At 51.9% G+C, this 23,322-nt stretch carries 19 protein-coding genes; 17 read left to right on the top strand and 2 right to left on the bottom strand.

Annotation, left to right across the window (positions count from 1 at the left end):
- Positions 1-9: 9 nt before the first annotated feature.
- From surE to ABY802_RS05710, 6 genes are all read left to right on the top strand, one after another.
- A complete protein-coding gene (surE, locus tag ABY802_RS05735; RefSeq protein WP_372626063.1) occupies positions 10-762 on the top strand; it encodes a 5'/3'-nucleotidase SurE in 753 nt (250 codons plus the stop codon).
- 1 nt (position 763) lies between these two features.
- A complete protein-coding gene (locus ABY802_RS05730) occupies positions 764-1,402 on the top strand; it encodes a protein-L-isoaspartate(D-aspartate) O-methyltransferase (RefSeq protein WP_372626062.1) in 639 nt (212 codons plus the stop codon).
- A gap of 32 nt (positions 1,403-1,434) precedes the next feature.
- Positions 1,435-2,331, top strand: coding sequence for a DUF368 domain-containing protein (locus tag ABY802_RS05725; RefSeq protein WP_372626061.1), 897 nt, complete (start codon positions 1,435-1,437; stop codon positions 2,329-2,331).
- A 48-nt stretch (positions 2,332-2,379) separates the two neighbouring features.
- Complete coding sequence (locus ABY802_RS05720; protein ID WP_372626060.1) at positions 2,380-3,249, top strand: peptidoglycan DD-metalloendopeptidase family protein; 870 nt, start codon at positions 2,380-2,382, stop codon at positions 3,247-3,249.
- Between the two features lie 162 nt (positions 3,250-3,411).
- The gene (gene rpoS / locus ABY802_RS05715; protein ID WP_372626059.1) at positions 3,412-4,413 is read left to right on the top strand and encodes an RNA polymerase sigma factor RpoS; all 1,002 of its coding nucleotides are present in this window, start codon (positions 3,412-3,414) and stop codon (positions 4,411-4,413) included.
- A gap of 201 nt (positions 4,414-4,614) precedes the next feature.
- Entirely contained in the window at positions 4,615-7,299 is a 2,685-nt protein-coding gene (locus tag ABY802_RS05710; protein WP_372626058.1) for a M14 family metallopeptidase, read from the top strand.
- A gap of 46 nt (positions 7,300-7,345) precedes the next feature.
- Here the strand turns inward: ABY802_RS05710 and ABY802_RS05705 are convergent, their stop codons facing one another.
- On the bottom strand, positions 7,346-8,512 hold the full coding sequence (locus tag ABY802_RS05705; RefSeq protein WP_372626057.1) for a benzoate/H(+) symporter BenE family transporter: 1,167 nt from the start codon (positions 8,510-8,512) through the stop codon (positions 7,346-7,348).
- A complete protein-coding gene (gene mutS / locus ABY802_RS05700) occupies positions 8,512-11,094 on the bottom strand; it encodes a DNA mismatch repair protein MutS (RefSeq protein ID WP_372626056.1) in 2,583 nt (860 codons plus the stop codon). Before mutS ends, ABY802_RS05705 begins: the two co-directional genes overlap by 1 nt.
- 32 nt (positions 11,095-11,126) lie before the next feature.
- On the opposite strand from mutS, the gene ABY802_RS05695 reads away from it, so the two are divergent.
- From ABY802_RS05695 to ABY802_RS05645, 11 genes are all read left to right on the top strand, one after another.
- On the top strand, positions 11,127-11,627 hold the full coding sequence (locus ABY802_RS05695) for a nicotinamide-nucleotide amidohydrolase family protein (protein WP_372626055.1): 501 nt from the start codon (positions 11,127-11,129) through the stop codon (positions 11,625-11,627).
- A gap of 52 nt (positions 11,628-11,679) precedes the next feature.
- Entirely contained in the window at positions 11,680-12,723 is a 1,044-nt protein-coding gene (gene recA, locus ABY802_RS05690) for a recombinase RecA (protein WP_372626054.1), read from the top strand.
- 313 nt (positions 12,724-13,036) lie between these two features.
- A complete protein-coding gene (locus ABY802_RS05685) occupies positions 13,037-15,643 on the top strand; it encodes a hypothetical protein (RefSeq protein WP_372626053.1) in 2,607 nt (868 codons plus the stop codon).
- Positions 15,644-16,357: a hypothetical protein gene (locus ABY802_RS05680; RefSeq protein WP_372626052.1), complete on the top strand. Its 714-nt coding sequence runs from the start codon at positions 15,644-15,646 to the stop codon at positions 16,355-16,357. It begins immediately after the preceding gene.
- Positions 16,327-16,965 carry an outer membrane beta-barrel domain-containing protein gene (locus tag ABY802_RS05675; RefSeq protein WP_372626051.1) on the top strand — a complete coding sequence of 213 codons (639 nt, stop codon included), beginning with the start codon at positions 16,327-16,329 and terminating at the stop codon, positions 16,963-16,965. Before ABY802_RS05680 ends, ABY802_RS05675 begins: the two co-directional genes overlap by 31 nt.
- Positions 16,966-16,981: 16 nt before the next feature.
- Positions 16,982-17,491 (top strand): TlpA family protein disulfide reductase, encoded by a 510-nt coding sequence (locus ABY802_RS05670; RefSeq protein ID WP_372626050.1) that lies wholly within the window; start codon positions 16,982-16,984, stop codon positions 17,489-17,491.
- A gap of 19 nt (positions 17,492-17,510) precedes the next feature.
- Positions 17,511-17,705, top strand: a complete 195-nt coding sequence (locus ABY802_RS05665; protein WP_372626049.1) for a DUF4266 domain-containing protein — start codon at positions 17,511-17,513, stop codon at positions 17,703-17,705.
- Positions 17,692-18,831 carry a DUF3570 domain-containing protein gene (locus ABY802_RS05660; protein WP_372626048.1) on the top strand — a complete coding sequence of 380 codons (1,140 nt, stop codon included), beginning with the start codon at positions 17,692-17,694 and terminating at the stop codon, positions 18,829-18,831. The genes ABY802_RS05665 and ABY802_RS05660 overlap by 14 nt, the downstream gene beginning before the upstream one ends.
- Before the next feature lie 12 nt (positions 18,832-18,843).
- The gene (locus ABY802_RS05655; RefSeq protein WP_372626047.1) at positions 18,844-19,383 is read left to right on the top strand and encodes an AraC family transcriptional regulator; all 540 of its coding nucleotides are present in this window, start codon (positions 18,844-18,846) and stop codon (positions 19,381-19,383) included.
- A gap of 11 nt (positions 19,384-19,394) precedes the next feature.
- Positions 19,395-21,239, top strand: coding sequence for a hypothetical protein (locus ABY802_RS05650; protein ID WP_372626046.1), 1,845 nt, complete (start codon positions 19,395-19,397; stop codon positions 21,237-21,239).
- A 44-nt stretch (positions 21,240-21,283) separates the two neighbouring features.
- Positions 21,284-23,322 (top strand): tetratricopeptide repeat protein (locus tag ABY802_RS05645; protein WP_372626045.1); only part of this gene is annotated, 2,039 nt, incomplete at its 3' end.

Genomic DNA, 23,322 nt, shown 5'->3' with positions numbered 1-23,322 from the left:
GGAGTAATAATGCGAATTTTACTAAGTAATGACGACGGCGTTTATGCTAAAGGCATTCAGGTGTTGCAACAGGCATTATCTGAGATTGCACAGGTGACCACCGTGGGCCCGGATAGAAATTGCAGTGGCGCCAGTAATTCCCTGACACTACTTAACCCGCTGCGCACTCAGACTCTGGATAATGGCTATATTGCGGTTAATGGTACGCCAACCGATTGCGTGCATCTTGCCATCAGCCAATTACTGGATTTTACCCCGGATTTAGTGGTTGCGGGGATTAATCATGGCGCGAATCTGGGCGATGATGTGCTTTACTCCGGCACTGTTGCCGCAGCAACGGAGGGACGGCATCTGGGGTTGCCGGCTATTGCCGTATCATTGGCCGGTCGGGAAGAGCAGCATTTTGTAACGGCAGCGCATGTTACCGTCGAGGTGATAAAAAAGCTGAAGTCGCACCCGTTACCGGCTGATCAAATTCTGAATATTAACGTGCCGGCTATTGCCCTTGATGACTTAAAAGGCATTATGGTGACCAGGCTCGGTCGGCGCCATAAAGCCGAGACCATGAGCAGCGACACCGATCCCTGGGGGCGGAAAATATATTGGTACGGTTCGTTAGGCCCTGAGCTTGATGCCGGTGAAGGTACCGATTTTTATGCCATAGCAAATGGCTATGCGTCGGTGACGCCGCTGCATGTCGACATGTCAGCGTACAAAAGTATGGATACACTGAAAGCGTGGTTAGCGGGGATCAGGTTGTAATATGGCAGTAGCAACAGCGCGAAGTGCAGCGGTATTAGCCCAAAAATTGCGAACAGAAGGCATCAGCGACAATGAGGTCCTGCAGGCGGTATCGCAGGTACCCCGTCACCTGTTTGTCGAAGCGGTATTAGCGCATAAAGCCTATGAAAATACTGCCCTGCCGATTGGTCAGGGCCAGACCATTTCGCAACCCTATATTGTGGCGAGAATGACCGAGTTACTGCTGCAAGGCAAGGCACCGGGCAAAGTACTGGAAATTGGTACTGGTTCGGGCTATCAAACGGCTATTCTGGCCCATTTATTTAAGCATGTTTGCTCGGTTGAACGGATCAAAGCGTTGCAGTTTCAGGCAAAGCGGCGGTTGCAGCAACTGGATTTACACAATGTGTCAATGAAACATGGTGACGGTTGGCTGGGGTGGACCAGTAAAGCTCCATTTGACAGTATTATTGTGACGGCCGCGCCGACTGAAGTACCTGCGGCCTTATTGCAGCAATTAAGCGAAGGTGGCAGGCTGGTGATTCCGGTTGGTGTAAAAGACCAGGTATTACGGGTGTATCAGCGTACTGGCGACACCTTTAGCAGTACCGATATTGAAGCCGTTCGCTTTGTACCCCTGGTGCCGGGTGAATTAGGTTAACCTTAAGCAGTAGAAGGCAGTAACAAGTAATCATGAAAAACTATCTACAATGGATGATTAAAGGCCTGGCCATGGGGGCGGCAGACGTTGTGCCCGGTGTTTCAGGCGGTACTCTGGCATTTATTCTGGGTATTTACAGCCGGTTGCTGGCGGCGATAAGTGCCGTGAACATGACTGCGGTAAAACTGCTGCTGCGAGGCCGTATTGCTCAACTATGGCAGCATATCGACGGTACTTTCCTGCTCTGCCTGGTAACAGGAATACTGCTAAGTATTTTTTCACTGGCCAATGTTATTGGTTATCTGCTGGAGCATCGGCCGGTACCGCTATGGGCATTTTTTAATGGGTTAATTCTGGCGTCTTTACCTGTATTGCTGCGTAGTGTCAGCTGGTCGGCACTGCGGTTGGTGCTATGTGGCGCAGGGGTGGTGTTTGCAGTGGCTATTGGCATGCTGGCGCCGGTGCAGCTGAATCCGGCACCCTATATGTTTTTTCTGGCCGGTGCAGTGGCGATTTGCGCGATGATTTTACCCGGCATTTCCGGGGCTTTTATTTTGCTGATTCTGGGTATGTATGGTCCGGTAATGCTGGCAGTTACCGAGTTGCAGCTGGGGATAATTTTCCTGTTTGCCAGCGGCTGTCTGGTGGGGTTACTCAGCTTCTCCAAGCTACTGAACTGGCTGTTGCAGCATCGGCATGATGCTACGCTGGCACTATTAATTGGGGTTGTTATCGGCGCGCTATACCGGATTTGGCCGTGGCAGCATGAGCAGCAGATGCTAAGTCCGTGGCAATATCAACAGCAGCTTGGCAGCCACGATCTGTTGCTGGCAGTGGGCTCATTGGTAGCCGGAATGATGATGATTACCCTGTTAATGAATTTAGAGCGGTTGTTTAACCCCGCTGCAGCGGTTAAAGCGAAGGAGTAGCACATTAACCGGATCACCGGCCTGTGGCTGATTGCAATACTGCCAGCGGTGCTGTTAACAGCACTGACTGGCTGTACCTCACGCTCTGGTCCGGCGCCGGTAACCACGCTTGAGCTAAGAGAAAACCCGTATCGGGAACGTAACCGCGGCACGCTGGCGGCAAGTCAGTATGTGGTGCAGCGCGGTGATACGCTTTATGCGATTGCCTTTCGGGCCGGGGTTGACGTGCGCACGTTAGCCAGCGGCAACAATATAAGCAGCCCCTATACCATTTATCCTGGCCAGGTTATTCAGCTAGCCATCACCAGGCCGACAGCCAGTAAAAGGGACAGCGCCGCCTCGTCGCCGGTTGCAACGACCAACCGCCAGGCTAACCCGGTAAAACCGGCTACGACAACACAGACGGCCGGGACAATAAAGTCAACCCAAGCAAAATCAAATAGTTCAGTAAAAGCGGCTAAACCTGTTGCTTCAACAAATCAAACACGTTATGTTCAGTCATCAGGTGTGAAAAATGAACAAAAAACCGCGGATAATACCTTAGCTGGAAACAAGGTGCAATGGCAGTGGCCTGTAAAAGGTAAGATAGTTTCGCGATTTTCTACCCTGGAACATGGTAACAAAGGGATCGATATTGCGGGACGGGAAGGCAGCAGAATAAATGCCGCTGCAGAGGGCCTGGTAGTTTATGCCGGCAGTGCCTTACGCGGTTATGGTAACTTGATTATCATCAAGCATAATGACGATTATTTAAGTGCTTATGCTCACAATAAACGTATTTTAGTCGCAGAGCGGCAACAGGTTGCTGCCGGGCAGCAAATCGCTGAGATGGGAGCAACCGATGCGACGGATAGCCGGTTACATTTCGAAATACGTTTTCGGGGTAAGTCAGTTGATCCGATACGATACTTGCCCTGAGATCGACAAAGTGTAACAAAGCGCTGTCCTAATAACGCTATGGTAACAACAAAAATATCGTGACAATGAGACTAGCCAGCAAGGTTAGCGTTTGAACACAAGCACGCAGGCAGGAAGGTAGCTTAGTCAGCCCCGACACCCGGCAGACGTGGGAGAAAGGATATGGGACTTAAGAGTGTTAAAGCTGTAGCGTCAGACGCAGATTTGAAAGATGACGAGCTGACAGAGGAAGTAGCAACCCTGGACGATGAGATGGAACCAGATGTGGCAGAATTAGCGGGTGAAGACGTTATACCCGATGATGTGTTTGCCAAGGACGATAGCCACAAAACCATGGATGCCACCCAAATCTATCTGGGTGAAATTGGTTTCTCTCCGCTGCTAAGCGCTGAAGAAGAAGTGTATTTTTCGCGGTTATCGTTAAAAGGCGATGCCGCTGCCCGTAAAAGGATGATTGAAAGCAACTTACGGCTGGTGGTTAAAATAGCCCGCCGCTATATCAACCGAGGTTTGGCATTACTGGATTTAATAGAAGAAGGTAATTTAGGGCTAATTCGAGCGGTTGAGAAGTTTGACCCGGAGCGGGGTTTTCGGTTTTCTACCTATGCCACCTGGTGGATCCGCCAGACCATTGAACGTGCCATTATGAATCAGACCCGGACCATTCGTCTGCCAATTCATGTAGTGAAAGAACTCAATATTTATTTGCGTGCTGCCCGCGAGTTATCACAAAAGCTTGACCATGAGCCAACCCCGGAAGAAATTGCTGCAGCACTAGACCGGCCGGTTGCTGAAGTGCGCAAAATGTTAAAATTGAACGAAAAAATAACCTCGGTTGATATGCCGGTAGCCGGTGCGTCGGAAAAGCAGCTACTGGATGTGATTGCCGATGAAAAAGAGCAGGGACCAGAAGGTGAGCTACAGGATGAAGACATTCGTCAGCACCTGGTGTTATGGCTGGACGAGCTTAACCCGAAGCAGCGTGAAGTGCTGGCCCGGCGTTTTGGCTTGCTGGGTTATGAGCCGTCAACTCTGGAAGATGTCGGTCATGAAATTGGCTTAACCCGGGAGCGGGTGCGGCAAATTCAGGTAGAAGCACTGCGCCGCTTAAAGGAAATTGTGACCCATCAGGGCCTGAATATTGAGACCCTGTTTCAGGATTAGTCATCCTGGCTATTAACAAAACGGGCGCCTTGGCGCTCGTTTTTGTTTGGCCGCGGTGAAGCAACCGAACCTTCAGCATAACATCACATCTGGCGTAGCTTTGTCACAGTTGGTCGCAACAGAGGGGCAGCGCTATTGCATCATTGGCACAGGCCGCTTAGCGTAGGCTAATTATTTTATCGCAACATAAAAGGGTTTTGCATGTCGTTACAAAAAATTGCTGCGCTGACTGCGGCGTTAGCGCTGGGCTCTGCGGCCAGCCAGGCCGTGCCGGTATTTCCGGACAGTGACTATCGCGACACCGTTGCCTCAGTTGAACAGGTGCTGGGGTTTCCTCTGGCCAGCCGGATTGCTGAGCCGGCACAGATAAAACAGTATTTTGAACAGCTGGCACAGGCGCATCCAAACCGGATTAAACTGGTTCCCTATGCCAAAAGCTGGCAAGGCCGGCCGCTGTTTTATGTGGTGATTGGTAGCGAGCAAAATATTGGCAGGCTGGCGGATATTCAGCAGCAAATGCAGCAACTGGCCAACCCGCAAAACATTAATGAACGCGAAGCACAGCAGCTGATTAGTGAGCTACCGGCCAGTATCTGGATTGGCAGTAGTTTACACGGTAATGAAATAAGTCCGCCTGAGTCAGCGATGGCCCTGGCGTATCATTTGCTGGCGGATAACAGCCCGCATACCGCTGACTTACTCAGTAATACCCTGGTTTACATTGACCCGTTGCAAAACCCTGATGGCCGCAACCGCTTTGTCAGCCGTTATTATGCCACGGTGGGCCTGGAACATTCGGCTGATCGGTTATCTGCCGAGCAGAACGAGCCCTGGCCAAATGGTCGCACCAACCATTATCTGTTTGATATGAACCGTGACTGGATCTCGTTAACCCAGCCGGAAACTCGTGGCCGGGTTAAGGCCTTGCAACAGGTATATCCGCTGGTGTTTGTCGACTCGCATGAAATGGGCGGCGATATGGGTTATTACTTCAGCCCGGAAGCCGAGCCGTATAATCCGCATATTCAGGCACAACAGCGCCAAAGCCTGCAATGGTTGGGTGAGAACAATGCCCGCTGGTTTGATAAATTTGGTTATGACTATTTTACCCGGGAAATATTTGATGCATTTTACCCGGGCTATGGCGCCAGTTGGCCGCTGTACCAGGGCAGCATTGCCATGACTTACGAAATGGCGTCAGCCCGCGGCCATCAGTATCGTAAAGCCGATGGTGAAATACTTACTTTTGCGGATGGTGTCCAGCGTAATTTTGTCGCTTTTATGGCCACCATTGAAACCGCTAGCCAGCGCGCATCTGCGCTGTTGACGAACTTTTATCAGTACCGCAAAGATGCCATTAAGCAAGGCAACTCTGGTCCGGTGCGCAGCTTTATTTTTCCGGCGAAACGTGACGAGGCTGGCCATACCAAATTAAGCGCTATTCTGACCGAACATGGCATTAAGGTGGGTAAGGCAACAGCAGGGTTTAAAGCTTGTGGTGAAAACTATCAGGCGGGCAGCTATGTGATAAATACTGCACAGCCAACTTATCACTTAATTCGTACCTTGCTGGACGATACCGTGCCGATGGACCAGGAATTTATTGCCAGACAAGAACAGCGCCGGGCCAATAATCTGCCAGATCAAATATACGATGTCACGGCCTGGTCATTGCCGCTGATGTACAATCTGCCAGTGGTTAGTTGCAACCGGGCGGTGGATGTTGCCACCACCACGGTCAGCACCGAGCGGATCCTGGCCGGTAAGGTCACCAACCCTGCTGCCGGCTTTGGCTATATTGTGCCATGGGGCGATATGGCGGCCGCCCGGTTTGCCAGTGGCGCATTGCAGCAAGGCCTGAAGGTAAAAAGCAGCGATTTGGCCTTTACCCATCAGAATGGCCAGCGCTACCCGGCGGGCAGTCTGATTGTCAGCCATGCCGATAACAGCCCGCAACTTTCGGAGCAGGTACAGCATCTGGCAGCACAGAGCGGCGCCACAGTTACCGGCATAGACAGTAGTTGGGTAACCGATGGCCCTAATTTTGGCTCTTTTAATGTAAAAACCTTGCATAAACCCAATGTGGCTATGGTGTGGGATGAACCAACTAACCCATTAAGTGCCGGCAGTGCCCGTTTTGTGCTGGAGCGTAACCTAAATTATCCGGTTACGGCGATGCGTCCGGCGCAGTTGCGTAGCGCCGATCTGAGTCATTATCAGGTATTAATTGTGCCGGCCAGTAGCCGTGGTAGTTATCAGCAGGTATTGGGCGATGATGGCCTTTCGACTCTGCGCAGCTTTGTCGAACGCGGCGGTGTGCTGATTGCACTGGGCAACGCTACTGATTTGTTGCTGGCGGGGGATAAGCCATTACTGAACAGCAAGCGCGAATATAAAGTGCATGATGCTGCCGAGAAAAAGGCGGATGACGACCAGAACAAACAGATGAAAGTTGCCGGCAGTATTATCAAAAACCCGGAGGAGTATCAGCAGTGGCTGGTTCCCGAGAAAGCGGACCCTGACTGGGTGCCTGGTTTTATTGCTCGCGCCGAAGTTGACCAGCAGCACTGGCTGACTGCAGGCGTGCCGGAGACTGTCAATAGTTTGTATGTTGGTAATCAGGTCTATCAGCCATTAACCATTGCTGATGGCCGTAATGTGGTCAGGTTTGCGCAAGCAGAACAATTACTGGCTGGTGGTTTTGTCTGGGATGAGAACCGCCAGCAAATTGCCAATAAGCCGCTGGTGATGGTGCAGGCGGTAGGCAGGGGGCAGGTCATCAGCTTTACCCAGGAGCCCAACTTCCGGGCTTATGTTGATGGCATGCATCTGTTGTACATTAATGCAGTATTTCGCGGTGCGGCGCATGCTAACCCGCTGCGCTAGTGTTAACCCATTGTGTTAATTAGCTGACTACTTTAACAGCGCCGGGTTAGTCACCGGCGCTTTTTTTATGCTGAATTGCTACTGTAACTGCGCCGGCGATTAAGCCCCAGAACGCTGAAGCCAGACCAAAAAAGCTGGCACCAGAGGCGGTGACCAGCAGGGTAATGACTGCTGCATCGCGGTATTTTGGCTCGCTGGTGGTGGTGGCCAAATTAGCAGCAATGGTGCTAATCAGTGCCAGCCCGGCCAGTGCCGCCACCATTTCTTTGGGAAAGGCGGCAAACAGCGCGACGACAGTAGCCCCGGCTAAGCCTGCCAGCAAATAAAACACCCCGGCCGCGATGCCGGCTATATAGCGTTTTTGCTGCTGTGGGTGGGCTTCAGTGCCGGTACAAATGGCGGCGGTAATGGCAGCAAGATTAATTGAAAAGGCGCCCCAGGGGGCTAGCAGCAAGGTACTAAGCGCAGTGCTACTAATGAGCGGCGAAACCGGCGTGTTATAGCCGCTTGCCCTGAGCACTGCAACGCCGGGAATATTTTGGGAGGCCATGGTCACCAGTAACAGCGGTAAACCTACCCCGATTAGAGCACTGATTGAAAACTCCGGGGTAACCCACACTGGCCTGGCCAGGCCAAAGGTTACCGCCGATAAATCGAGACTACCACCAAGCACCACGGTAACAATACCAGATAGCATGACCAGTAAAATGGCATAACGTGGCAAGTATACCTTGGCAATCAGGTACACCAGACACATGCTGCCAACTAACAGCCACTGGCGTTGCATTGAACTGAAAATAGCAAAACCAAATTGCAGCAAAATACCCGCCAGCATGGCACTGGCCAGTGGCAGCGGGATCAGTCGGGTCAGCTTCTCAAACCAGCCGGTAATGCCAATAATCAGCCCCAGTGCAGCGGTAAAAATAAACACGCCGGTGGCGTGCTCAATGCTCAGCCCCTGTAAACTGGTGGCCAGTAACGCGGCACCCGGGGTAGACCAGGCGGTAATAACCGGCGCTTTGTAATACCACGACAGGCCAATGCAGGTCGCCGCCATACCAATACCGAGCGCCAACAGCCAGGATGCCATGATCTCATTGCTGGCACCAGCGGCACTGGCTGCCTGAAATACAATGGCGACTGAGCTGGCAAAGCCAACCAGCACCGCGACAAAGCCGGCCACCACGGCGGATAAACTTAAATCTTTTAACATCAGGCTTCCTTCGCCTGGCGGCTTAGCAGGTACAGTAAATCAAGGGCCTGGCGGGCAGTTAAATCATCGGGGTTTAGTGCGGCCAGTTGTTGAACCAACGGATGCTCAGGTGGCATCAGCGGCAATTGCTGTTGACTGGCGCGGGCGGGCTGCTGTTCCAACTGCGCCAAACCTTGTTGTTCCAGTTGGCTAAGCTTTTGTTTAGCGTGGCTAATAACCGTTTTAGGTACGCCAGCAAGCTGTGCAACCTGCAGACCAAAGCTTTTACTAGCAGCACCGTCCTGGACGTGATGCATAAACACAATATCATCGCCATGCTCTACTGCATCCAGGTGAACGTTCACCACACCCTGCAGCGTGTTGGCCAGTTCGGTCAGCTCAAAATAATGAGTGGCAAATAAGGTCAGGGCCTTAATCCGGGTTGCTAAATAATCGGCGCAGGCCCAGGCAAGACTTAAGCCATCATAGGTGCTGGTGCCACGGCCAATTTCATCCATTAATACCAGACTATGCTCGGTGGCGTGGTGCAAAATAGTGGCCGTTTCGCTCATTTCCACCATAAAGGTTGAGCGGCCCGAGGCGAGATCATCAGAAGCACCAATCCGGGTAAATATCCGGTCAACCGGCCCCAGGCTGGCACTTTCTGCTGGCACAAAGCAACCAATATAGGCCATTAGCGTTATCAGCGCGGTTTGGCGCATATAGGTCGATTTACCGCCCATATTCGGCCCGGTAACCATCAGCATCCGCCGGCTGGCACTCAGACTAAGTGGATTGGCAATAAAAGGCTCAGTTAATACCTGCTCTACCACCGGATGGCGAGCTTGCAGCAGTTCAATCCCGGGTTCGGCGCGCAGCAGTGGCCGGCAATAATGCAAGCTGCACGCTCGTTCAGCAAAAGTGCACAGCACATCCAGTTCGGCCAGCGTCTGGGCGAGCTGTTGCAACTGGCTTAAAAATGGGCTGGTTAGTTCAAATAATTGCTCGTACAGCTGTTTTTCCAGCGCCAACGCCTGGCTCTGGCTACCCAGTACTTTGTCTTCATATTCCTTTAACTCAGGAATAATATAACGCTCGTTATTTTTTAAGGTCTGGCGCCGGACGTACTCCGGTGGCACCTTAGTATCACTACTGCGGCCGGTTTCAATGTAATAGCCGTGCACCCGGTTAAAACCGACTTTAAGCGAAGCAATGCCGGTGCGCTCTCGTTCGCGCAGTTCCAGTTGCTGTAAATAATCTGTGGCGCCGGTCGCCAGTGCCCGCCAGTGGTCTAAATCGCTGTTATAACCGACTGCAATGACGCCACCATCGCGTATCAACACCGGCGGCGCTTCGACGATTGCCGCCTTTAGCAGTTGCAGCAGCTCTGGCATAGGCGCGCTGTTACTGGCGATAGTTTGCAGTAATGGCGTGTTAGCAAAGCTTAATTCCTGCTGTAATGCCGGTAGTTGAGCCAGGGCCTGGCGCAAGCGGGCAAAATCGCGCGGCCTTGCACTTCGCAGTGCTAATCTGGCGATAACCCGCTCAATATCTCCGATATTTTTCAGTGCTGGCTGTAAGCTTTCAACATCATCGGTTAGCTCGTTAACGGTATCGAGCCGCGCATTAACCTGTGCCTGATTACGCAGTGGCGCATGCACCCAGCGCTTTAACAGGCGCGAGCCCATCGCTGTCTGGTTGCGGTCCAGCACTGCTGCCAGGGTGTTCTCAACGCCACCACTGAGGTTTTGGGTCAGCTCCAGATTACGCCTGGTCGCTGCATCAAGCACGATATAGTCTTCAGCTCGCTCCAGCGCGATAGCCCGGATATGCGGCAGGCTGGCACGCTGGGTGTCTTTGACATATTGCATCAGGCAGCCGGCGGCCATCAATGCGACCGGTGCGTCGTCAACGCCAAAGCTGATGAGATCTTTGGTGCCAAATTGCTGGCAGAGCAGCCGTTTGGCGGTGGCCAGTTCAAACTCCCACTCGGGTCGGCGGCGGGCGCCTTTGCGCGATTGACACAGCTCGGGCTGGCTGAATAGTTCGGGGTAAAGTAACTCGGCCGGGTTAAGCCGTTGCAACAGAGCAATCAGATCACTGCTATTGGCCACCTGATTTATTAAAAAACGGCCGGCACTTAAATCCAGCTGCGCTAAACCAAACTGGCCGCGCTGTTCACAGATAGCACAGAGCAAATTATCCTGGCGCTCATTTAACAGCGCCTCATCGGTAACAGTACCCGGAGTAACAATACGCACCACTTTACGCTCAACCGGACCTTTGCTGGTTGCCGGATCGCCAATTTGTTCACAAATGGCAACAGATTCACCCAGCTGAACCAGCCGGGCCAGATAACCTTCAATAGCATGATAAGGCACGCCCGCCATCGGAATGGGCTGGCCGGCACTCTGGCCCCGTTTGGTCAGCGAGATATCCAGCAGCGCCGCAGCTTTTTTGGCGTCATCAAAAAATAGTTCGTAAAAGTCACCCATCCGGTAAAACAGCAAAATATCGGGATGCTCACTTTTTAATCCCAGATATTGCTGCATCATTGGGGTGTGGCTGCTTAGGGCTTGCTCCGGTTTCTGGTCTGACGGCATAATGTAACTCTGATTTCCCTGTTGGACTGGCTATGGCACTGGCAACCGATACTGAGCAACTGGCTGCAGAGCTGGGTGCGTTATTATTACGAAAAAAATGGTTCGTCACCACTGCTGAATCCTGTACTGGTGGCGGCATTGCTTATTATTTAACCGCAGTGGCCGGCAGCTCTGCCTATTTAGATCGCAGTTTTGTTACCTATAGCAATAAAGCCAAACAGCAGTTGCTGGGCGTGCGCAGCGCTACTTTATTACAATTTGGCGCGGTAAGCGATGAAACGGTTAAAGAAATGGCGGTCGGAGCAGCAACAGCCGCTAACGCCCAGCTGGCCATTGCGGTATCGGGTATCGCCGGGCCTGGTGGTGGCTCGGTTGCCAAACCTGTGGGTACTGTCTGGTTTAGTTTCTGGCTGAATGGCCAGCTTAGTAGCCAGCAGCAGCAGTTTAACGGCAATCGCGAGCAAGTGCGCCAGCAGGCCATCGATTATGCGCTGAAACACAGCATCTTATTATTGACAGCTTTATTAAACTAGACTACTGTACGAGCATACAGTGTTTTTGCAAGCCGAATTTTTGGAGTGAACAATGGACGACAATAAACAAAAAGCCCTGGGTGCAGCCCTGACTCAAATCGAACGCCAATTTGGCAAGGGTTCTATTATGCGCCTGGGTGACAGCACTGCGCTGGACATTGCTTCGGTTTCGACCGGCTCACTGGGGCTGGATATTGCCCTTGGCATAGGTGGCTTACCGTACGGCCGGATAGTCGAAATTTATGGTCCTGAGTCATCCGGTAAAACCACCTTAACCTTGCAAGTAATCGCCGAAGCCCAGAAAGCGGGTAAGACCTGTGCATTTATTGATGCAGAGCATGCCTTGGATCCGGTATATGCCAAGAAACTGGGTGTTAAAGTAGAGGATCTGTTGGTATCACAACCGGATACCGGTGAACAGGCGCTGGAAATTTGTGACATGCTGGTGCGCTCAGCGGCAGTCGATATTGTGGTCGTCGACTCCGTGGCAGCATTAACACCTAAGGCGGAGATTGAAGGTGACATGGGCGATAGCCACATGGGCTTGCAAGCCCGCTTAATGTCACAAGCCCTGCGTAAGCTTACCGGTAATATTAAACGCTCGAATACCTTGTGTATTTTTATTAACCAAATCCGGATGAAAATCGGGGTGATGTTCGGTAACCCGGAAACCACCACTGGCGGTAACGCCCTGAAATTTTATGCCTCAGTGCGACTGGATATCCGCCGGATTGGTTCAGTAAAAGAAGGTGATGAAATCACCGGAAATGAAACCCGGGTTAAAGTGGTGAAAAATAAGGTGGCGCCGCCATTTAAACAGGCTGAGTTTATTATTCAGTATGGCGCTGGTATTAATAAAAACGGCGAGCTGATTGATTTAGGCGTGGCGCAGGGCCTGGTTGATAAGTCGGGTGCCTGGTATGCCTATCAGGGTAACAAAATTGGTCAGGGCAAAGCCAATGCCATGAAGTTCCTGACTGAGAATCCGGCTATTGCCGATGAAATTGAGAAAGAATTGCGCAGCCGTTTGTTACTGAAACCGGGCGAGAAAGTGATTGAAGAAGCAATACCGGCCGAGTTCGAAGCTGACATGTAATACTTTTATACTATAAAAAAGCCAGCATTTTTGCTGGCTTTTTTGTTTTTTTTCTAGCAAAAAAACGTCAGCTGCCAGCAGCTAAAACAGGTGTTAACCGGTTATAAATGATTGAGACTGCGGATAAACCACAAAAAGGCTTATTTGTTATTATTGCCCGGCAAGCCATAACAGCGTCGCCGCGCTGCTGATCTGAGAAATTTTGTCTTGCCCTGTCGTATAGCCAACGGTAATCTGATAAGCCTGTTTTTTACTTAAAAACATTTTTTTTTAACAATGTTGTCATCGCGGTAGGTGGCCGGTATTACTCATAATGATTAAACACACTTTTCTGTTACTGGCCTGTTTATACGTTCTGGTAGGTTGTAATGCCGATATCAGCGTGCAAGACGAACCTAACGATCCGGTTGCTCAGGAATACCCGCTGGCATTCGTTGCCCGGCCTTTGTTCGATCAGGACGGCAACCCTTATCAACCCAATCTGGTTGCTCCAGAGACATTTAATCCCGGCGCGAAGCTGTTTCTGAAACAAAATGCGTTTGCACAGTCGGCAGAGCGGGAGCTCCTTGCTGAAATATTTGCTGGTGCCCTCTACGATGTAAAAGATCTGACATTGTCTCCTGATGGCAACACGCTGTTATTTGCGCTGCGTCCGCCAGAACTAGAAAATGTACCAGAAGAATTGCAGCCAAGCTGGAGTCTCTGGCGCTATAGCCTAAGCAGCAATACCGTGGCACCGGTGATAACAGACCCGCTGCTGGCAGAGCAGGGGCATGATGTCAGCCCCGGATTTCTGGCTGATGGCCGGATTGTGTTCAGCTCTACCCGCCAACAAAAAGCCCGCCAGATTTTACTGGATGAATTTAAGCCCCAGTACAGCGGCTTACATGAAGACTTACAGGGGCCTGCGTTTAACCTGCACGTGATGAATGCTGATGGCTCTGAGATTGAACAAATCAGTTTTAACCTGAGCCATGACCTGTATCCCGTGGTGTTGGCTGATGGCCATATTTTATATAGTCGCTGGGATAATCAAAGCGATCGCAACATGTTTAACTGGTATCAGATGCGCCCCGATGGGTCGGCTAACCAGTTGGTATACGGTTGGCATTCTCATCAAACCGGCGCGGCTAACAGCCAGGTCGACTTTGCAAAACCAAGGGTACTGGCCAATGGTGAGATTGCAGCATTGCTCCGCAGCCGCAACCAGCAAAGCTTAAATACCCTGCCAGTACAGATTGCGCTGGCAATAGCCAGCGATAACGAACAGCCATTGTATCAGGAAGTACTGAATTTGCCGGCACAAACGCCGCTGTTGCCCTGGAGTTTTGATAACTCGGACCGACCGGAAGCTGCCGGTCTGGTGCAGGATATGTTTGCCCTGCGGGATGGCTCGGAAAGATTTCTGGTGAGCTGGTCGCCGTGCAGGGTAGTGGTGGATGAGGTGATTACCAGTTGTAATCAACTGGATGACCCCGGGGCTTTCCCGGCTGCGAGTCCGTTGTATGGTTTATGGTTGTTCGATTTAGTTAAGCAGACGCAGGTACCGGTGAAGCTTGGCGCTGAGCAACAACTATTGAGTGATCCACTGGTATTGCAACAGTATAGCCGGCCCGTATTTTTACCCGCCAACCCGGACGCCGATGCTGAGCTTGCAACAAAGGGCGAAGCTATTTTAGATATTCGCAGTGTGTATGACATTGGTGGTGAAGCGCTGTTGCCGGTGGCTCAGTTAGCTGACCCGATGCAAACCAGTGCTGCTGAGCGGCCAGTGCGTTATCTGAGTTTGGTGCGGGGCGTACCCATTCCGCCGGAGGAAGTACGTGAAGTGCCCAATTTTGCCTTTGGGGTAAACCGGCGTCAGCTAATGCGTGAGCTGGTTGGCATTGTACCGGTGCAACCGGATGGCTCGGTCAGAGTAAAAGTACCGGCCAACGTGCCTTTGGCGCTGAGTTTACTCAATAGCGACGGCCAGGCAGTATCACCACAGCATCAGCAGTGGATTACTTTGGCAGCTGGCGAAACCTTGAGTTGTAACGGTTGTCATGCTGCCAATAATACCCGGCCGCATGGCAGGATCAGTGGTGAATGGCCCAGTATAAATCCCGGCCCGGCCAGTGCAACGGCCTCGTTCCCTAACGCCAACCCGTTATTACCCCCTAACGCAGGTGAAACCATGGCCCAGACTATGGCGCGACTGCTCGGTGAGCAAACGCTCAGTGCCGGTTTAAGGTTTGAAGATATCTGGACTGATCCGGCGTTACGTCAACCTGATCCGAGTGAACAAAATCTTTTTGCTGATCTTCTGACCACGGCACCGGTTGGCCTGGAGTGTTTTGACAGCTGGCAGGCTGCTTGCCGTTTAAGAGTCGATTACCCAACGCATATTCAGCCATTGTGGCAGCTTGATCGCCGTCAGTTTGATCTGCTAACCAGCGAATTACTGCGCGATAACACCTGTGTTAGTTGCCATAGCCGCACAGATGCTGCAGGCAATTCCGTGGTGCCGGCGGCACAACTGGAGCTGACCGATCAGGCCTCAGATATTCAGGCGGAGCACTTTGCCAGTTACCGGGAATTACTTAGTAACGATAATGAACAAGAGCTTATCGGTGGCGTGCTGGTTGATCGTCTGGTGCAAGCGGTAGATGGCGATGGCAATCCGGTATTTTTACGGGATGCAGATGGCGAATTAATTTTGGATGAAAACGGCGACCCGATCCCGGTAATGGTTACCGTGACGGTGCCAGCGAGTATGCGGGTCGCTGGATCACGTGCCAGTTCACGGTTTTTTCAGCAGTTTGAGCTGGGTGGCAGCCATCAGGGGTATTTGTCCCCGGCAGAGCTGCGGCTGTTAAGCCATTGGCTGGATATGGGTGCACAGTATTATAACTCGCCATTTGCCGTGGAGCCTGACTAGATGCGCTGGTGCGGTTTTTTACTGTTTTTTGCTTTGGTTGCGCCGGTGCTGGCACAACAGGTAGTGGTACAAAAGGACTATGTTGATTTGCGCACCGGACCAGGTCGGGGTTATCCGGTGGTTGAAGTGGCACTGAAAAGCGACAGCCTGCAATTGCTGATGCAACGCACTGGCTGGGTAAAAGTGCAGTTTCGCCAGCAGCAGTTATGGCTGGCAGCGACCGATCTGGATTATTTATACCCGCCAGGTGCTGAGCAAAGTATTACGGCACTGTGGCAGGCTGATCAAGGCCAGCGCCACTGGCAGCTTGGATTGGCAGCAGGCGATTTTGCCGGCACCAGTTATTACCAGCTAAGCGGCAGTTATTTGTTTTCTGACGTGATAGCGATTGAACTCAGCGCCGGTCAGGGCAGTGGCCAGCAAGCCAGCAGCCAGCAGTATCTGCTGCAGCTAAGCGTCAGCCCCTGGCCCCATTGGCAGGTGTCACCTTATCTGGCGTTAGGCGGTGGCGTATTGTTAACCCGGCCGCGCACGGTATTAGTGCAAACCGAAGAGCGCACCAGCCCGCTGGCAACGATGGAAATGGGGTTGAATTATCCGCTAACTGAGCGGGCACAGGCTACTTTGCGTTATCGCAGAGCGCTGGTCAGTACTGACCGCGATATTAATGAAGAGACGAATACATGGTTAATAGGCTTACGACTGGCGTTTTAGTCAGCGCTTTATGGTTGTCCCCGCTAGCACTTGCACAGCAGCCGGGCGACGGCAATACCAGAATTGAACCGCAAATCGAGCAGTCAGAGGTCATTCCTGCACGGCTGGATACGGAGAATTTTGTGGTTGCCCTGCGTGGCGGCATCTTGTCGATAGAAGACTTTGGCAGCAGTAGCCTGGCCGCATTGCAGCTGAGTTACCATATAAATGAAGATTTATACATCAGTGCCGAATATGCAATGGCCAAAGCCGGCCTGACATCGTACGAGCGGTTAAGTGGCGCGGCACCGCTATTAACGGATAGTGAGCGCGAATGGCTGTATTACGGTGCTGAGCTCGGTTATGTGTTGCTGCCGGGCCAGGTATACCTTGGCCGCAATTATGCGGTGAATACCGGTTGGTCGTTGTTTGCCGGAGCCGGCAATGTTGATTTTGCTGGCGACAAAGTATTTGCCTTTAAAGTGGGCAGTCAGTTTCGCTTGTATATGACTGACTGGCTGGCGCTCGATTTAGTGGTGAGCGACTACGTGTTTGAAACCACTATTTTAGCAGAGCGAAAAACGACTCATAACCTTAATGTGGCCTTGGGTCTTGCGGTCTATTTTTAACTAATGGGAAAGTAGTATGAAAACACTGTTATTAGGTTTGTTGTTAACTGTGCTGCCATTAAGTGCCCAAAGTGCCAGTGCTATCAATAATGCTAGCGCCGGTCAGCGAGCTGTAGCGCCTGACTTTACCCTCAAAGCGTTAAGTGGCGTTAATCTGCGTCTGGCTGAGCAACGTGGCGATATTATCGTCCTGAATTTCTGGGCCAGCTGGTGTGGTCCCTGTATTCAGGAAATGCCAGAGCTGGATAAGCTGGCACGCAAATATCAACCGCTGGGTGTGCAGATCTGGGGCGTAAATGTTGAGGCAGACAGCAGTGCCGCCCAGAAGTATCTGAGTAAAACCCGGGTAGAGTTTCCAATTCTGTTTGATACCGAAAATAGTGTGTCTGAAAGCTATCAGGTGCAGGCCATGCCGACCACGGTAATTATTAACAAAGACGGTGATGTGCACAGTGTGCACCGCGGTTACAAGCCTGGCTACGAGCAAAAGTATGAAAATGATATTAAAACCCTGCTACGCAACTAAACTGTTGGCCGCAGCCCTTATGCTGGGATTGTTGGCGGGCTGTAGCAGCATAGAACCCTGGGTTAAGCCCTATGAGCGGGCAGAACTTGCGGATCCGATTATGGCATTTGGTCGTCATCCGGTTGCGTTACAGCACAGTGCCCATGTGCGGGATTCGCGCGAGGCCGCCAAAGGGGCTGATGGTAGTGGCGGAGGCGGTTGTGGCTGTAACTAGGTGGTGGTTAGCGGCGCTGACGCTGTTGCTGCAAAGTGGCGCTTTGTTTGCTGCAGTGCTGCCAGACAACCGGGTTGACCTGATGCACCATAGTTATCAGGGCGGTGGGGTATCTATCGATGGCCCGGCGTTGATGCTTCGGAGCAAAATAGGTGAGCAGGTTTCGGTCTCGGGTTTTTATTACGTGGATACCGTATCCGGCGCCTCAATCGATGTAATTGCCACGGCATCTGCCTACAGTGAAACCCGGATTGAAAGCCGGGTAGGTGTCGATTATCTAACCGGCAACAGTATCTTGTCATTAAATTATGCACAAAGTGATGAAGATGACTACAACGCAAAATCTATCTCTTTAGGGGTGGCGCACGATACCTTTGGTGGCATGACCACGCTTAGCTTAAATGCAGCCGCCGGCAATGATGAAATTGGCCGAAATGGTGATGAAAGCTTTAGTGAGGAACTGCGCCGCTATAGTTATAGCCTGGGCATTACCCAGGTGCTGACCAAACGATGGATCAGCGCCCTGAATGCTGAAGTGGACATGGAACAAGGGTTTTTAAACAACCCTTACCGCAGTGTGCGGTACCGCGATCCGTTAGCAGAGCTTGGCTATGGCTACCAGTTTGAGCGTTACCCCAATACCCGTAACACCTTTGCGCTGGGGCTGGTGAATAAATTTTATTTACCGTACCGGGCGGCACTGACTGCCTCGCTGCGCCATTATCAAGACAGTTGGGATATTCAGGCGTTTGATGCCGAACTGGAGTATGTGCATCCGTTTCGGGAACGCTGGGTGTTCGACAGTCATGTGCGCTGGTATCAGCAAAGCCAGGCATCTTTCTATGCCGACCTGTTTCAGTTTGCCAATCAGCAGAATTTTATGGCCAGAGATAAAGAGCTCAGCGATTTTAATAACCTGAGCCTGGGTGTGGGCGTCAGCTATCGTTTCGCCAGCTGGTCATGGTGGCCTGCCGCCAAGCCTGAGCTTAATTTGGAATGGGATCATATCCGGTTTAATTATAATAATTTTCGTAACGTCACTGTCGCCGACACCGAGGCAGGTGCCGAGCCTTTGTACCGGTTAACTGCAAATGTGTATCGGGCCTTTTTCAGCGTTTATTTTTAGTGGGGTTGCACCATGAGATTTCAGTTTATTAAAACGGCGTTGCTTAGCCTGCTGCTCCTGGGCTGGCCAGGACTGTCATTATCTGCCGCCGATAACACCGAAACGTCGGCTCAGCAGCAACTGGAGCAGTTAAAACAGCAGGCGATTGCCCTGAACCGTGAGCTGTTTATTCTGGAAGAGGAATTGCTGTTTCCGCCCCAAACTCAGCTGGCGGTTTTCGTGTCGGTTGATGCCGGCAGCTTGTTCCGGCTCGACAGCATTGTGTTGAAATTAAATGATGAGTCGCTTGATGCCCATCTGTATACGGCCAGCGAACTGGCAGGTTTGCAGCGCGGCGCCGTTCAACCGTTATACAAAGGTAATATTCGGGCCGGTGAGCATACCCTTACCGCGGTATTTGTTGGTAAAGGCCCGCAAGAACGGGATTATCGGCGGGCGGTCAGTCACCGTTTTACCAAAGCCGACGAGGCGATGTTACTGGAATTAAAAATTTCAGACAGCAGCGCTGACTATCAACCTGATTTCAGTGTGGAAGTATGGTCCGGCAACTGAGCAGTATCTTTTTGAAACGCCTGACAATGACCTTGCTGCTTGGGTCAGGCTTGTTGCTGCCTGCAGCGGCCGAGCCATTATTGCAAAGTGAAAAGCAATACCGGCTGGCGGCATGGCATTTTTATCAGGATGATTATTATCAGGCGTTACTGCGCCTGTCGATGGCTCCAGAGGAGGCGGCAAAAGCCAGCTTGTTGCAGGCGGGTTTGTTATTACAACTGGATATGCCAGCGGCAACCGCCAGTTTATTAAAACAGTTACTAGATGATCAGACACTTAGCGGTAAGTTGCCTCGTCAGTTGCGCAATATTGCCTTATTGCAGTTCAGTCGTTATCAGTATGAGCAACAACAGCCTGAGCAGGCACGGTACTACTTTGAGCAGCTTACTGCACCGCTGGATGAGCTAACCGGCCAGGCCGAGCTGTTGCAACAGTTGTTAAGCTGGCCGGCGGCAAGCCCACAGGATACCGGAGTATTTGACCGGTTGGCCGGACAGAGCGAATTACCTTATGTGGTCATTAATCAGATCCTGGCGTTGCGTCAGCAACAGCAAGCCGGTCCGGCACTGGCGTTATTAACCCGGCTGCGCGGTCAATTGTACGGTCAGTCGCAGCCAGGCTTCTGGCAACGGTTATTTAGCTGGGAAACGGCAAAGCCGTTACTTGAGAATGAGGATGAGCGCCAGGCGCTGGCCGATTATCTGCAGTTACTGCAAGCGGGATTATTAGTTGATCAGCTGCAGTGGGCCGATGCACAGCAAGTGTTAAGCGAATTTGCCAGTAACAGCGTGTTGACGTTATCTGCCATGATGTTATACCGGGATGTACTGACTGAGAACCGTCAAATCCCCGCACTGTTAGCCGTATTGCAACAGCTTATTGCCCGCTATCCTTATGCACCTGCCAGCTGGCTGGCTGCCCACCAGCTGGGCAATCAGTTTGAGCGCGCGTTGCAACAGCAGGATGCGTTGGCCGCTTATCGCTGGGCTGATCAATTCTACCAGCAGCAACTGCTGGCCAACGATAAACATGCCAAGCTGGTGCAGCTATCACAGCTGACAGAAACTGACGCGCTAAGCGGCTGGCAGCAGTATCAGTTGCGCCAGCAAGCCTCATTATTTCAACTTAACAACCAGCTCAGTGCGCTACAACAGCTGCAGCAGCTGCAACAGCAACGCTTAAGCAAGATGGCGCGCCTGGCTGAGGTGGTCGAAATTAAACTGGACCAGCAGCAACAATTACTGACTACTTCTGTGCCTGGGTTAACGGCGAAGCAGCAGGCATTACAGCAGCAATCTGCACAACTGGCCAGCCTGATTGCCAAAGCACAGCAGCAGCCGATGGCCCAGCACTTATGGCTGGATGACACCGAACAAAATTTCTCCCAGTTGCAACGGATGCTTAACAGAGCACAGGACAGGGTAGCTGCCCTGACGGCGGCAGGCCGGGATGTTAGTGATGCTGAAATACGCTTAAGCCGCCTGCATGGTATTTTACAATGGCATTATCAATACAACAGCGCTGAACGGAATTGGCAACTGAGCAAGCAGCAACAGCTGCTGAACGCGCAATTGAGCGCGGTGGCTGCTGCCCTTAGCCGGTTAAACTCGCTGGATGGCAAGACCGAGCATTTATTGCTGCGGCAACAACAATTAGCCACCCTGACAACGCGGGAGAATCAGTTCTCGACTGCGCTGGCACAGCAGCAGCAACAGTTACTGGGTCAGTTAAATGATAATCTGCAGCAACTGCGCCAGCAAGAGCGGGAACAGCTACTTGAAATGCGGCGCCTGAATACGCAAGCGATTGCCCGGGTCATGGAGCAAGTATTGCTGAGCTCACAGGAGGCCCGGTAATGCAAAGAGTTATGCAAAGAGCAAAGTTAATAAGCAGCCGCGTTATGGTCGTGTCATTAGTTGCTATCAGTGTGCTGGCCGGATGCAGCAACGCGCCGGATAAAACGGTGCGCCGGCCCACCCTCGGCGAATTGGCGGCGTTTAATCAAGACGTCTTACCCGCGCCTGAAAAGGTTACGGCCGTGCAGTTGCAACAGGTATATCAGGAACTGCTGGCGTTGGCGCCGGCAGCTGGCGTCAGGCAGAAAGTATTATATCGGATGTCGCAGCTTAACACTCGCGCTCTGGAGCTAAGCGAGCTAAGCCCGGCTGCAGAACAGCAAGCGTTAGCGGCATTAATTGCCGAGTACCGGGCGTTGCTGCAACAGTTTCCGGATGATCCTAATAATGAGCTTATTCATTATCAGTTAGCGCGGGCGCTTGATTTAACCGGTGACAACCAGGCAGCACAGCGGCAGATGCAACTGCTGTTGCAACACTATCCACAAAGTGAATTTGCCGCTGAATTATGGTTTCGGATCGGCGATATTTATTATAGCCAGAGCTATTATGAAGAAGCGCTAAATGCCTTTGCGCAGGTACTTGCACTGGCTGGGCCTGAACTGAGCCAACATGCCCTGTATATGACAGGTTGGAGCAATTTTCAGCTGCAGCAATATGCCCTGGCCGATGATGCTTTTTTACAGGCACTGGATTTAACCTATCATCAGCGCTTAAGTGCAGACGAGCAGCAAAGCCTGCGCCAGGAATTACAGCGCATATTAAGTATTTCATTAAGTTATCAGCAGCAGGCCGACAGTTTACTGGCGCTGTTAACGCGGGCTCCCTTTCGCGATGGTCCGCCAGAACAACGACCGGTCGCTTATCAGGCGGTATTATTTCAGGCGCTGGCTGACTTCTTATTTGAAAAAGAGCTGAATCAGGCGGCATTAGCAAGCTACCGGATATTTATTGCGTATCAGCCTTTAGCGATTGAAGCTGCCAGGATGCAATTGCAACTCGTGCAGTACTATCTGGATTATGCCCAGCGCGATAATGCAGAGCTGGCACAGCAGACTTTTATTACCCTTTTTGGTCCGGCAACTGCCTTCTGGCAACAGGCCCGGCCACAAGAGCAGGCAGAACTGGCACCGCAACTGGCTCAATATCTGGATTATTTTGGCCGGCAGATCTATCAGCAGGCACAACAAGCGGGTGCTGAGGCAAAGCCAGCGGTGTATGCCAATCTGGTGCAATACTGGCAACAATTATTGCAGGTGCAGCCATTTTTAACGGCTGAGCAACGCGATGACGACTTATTATGGCCGGATGACGTACGGTATTTGCTGGCTCAGGCGCTGGCCGGTAGCGGTGATCGCGAAGCGGCGTTAGCGATGTATCAGCAATTAGGTTATCCCACTGCGCCATTATCGGCCCGCAGCTTTACGGCAGAAGAAGCGGCGTACCGAGCTCTGCTGTTAAGTGAAGTGCTGGCAAAACAGGACAATGCCAGTGCCTCGGCTGCAGATGACTGGTGGCAACAGCAGAATCAGTTCGTTCGCTGGCACAGTAGCCACAGCGCTGCGCAGCAGGTTGCCCTAAATCAACTGACTGAAATTTATCAGCAACAGGATTATGCCGAGGTTGCCAGCTATGCCAGCCGGGTAACTGACTGGCCTCATCCTGAGCAAAGCCAGCCGCCGTTAGTTAACGAGGCATTGTTTATTGTCAGCCAAAGTGAGCTGGCACAGGGCGACTATGCCAGGGCCGAACAGAGCATTCAGCAGTTGCTGCAGGTGTATCAGGCACAGAGCCGCACAGCCGGTGGCAATACGCTTGCTGCAAGCCGGATCACCCTGCTAAGCCAGCAACTGGCATCGGCGGTTTATCAGCAAGCCCAGCAAACCGGTTTAAGCAGTGCCGAGCAACTTGCCAATTTACAGCGCTTATTAACTTTACCGGAGTCGGAATATCACCAGAGTGCCGCGTATCAGCAAATTAGCTTATACCTTGAGCAGCAGCAACTGCCAGAGGCAATAGCACTGATGCAGGCTTATCAGCAGCGCTACCCGGGCAGTGCTGAGCAGCAGGCCATTACCACTGC

The sequence above is a fragment of the Arsukibacterium sp. genome (assembly GCF_041616895.1).
Classification (GTDB): Bacteria; Pseudomonadota; Gammaproteobacteria; order Enterobacterales; family Alteromonadaceae; genus Alishewanella.
The sequence above is the reverse complement of the archived record's forward strand: the minus strand, read 5'-3'. Positions and strand labels throughout refer to the sequence as shown.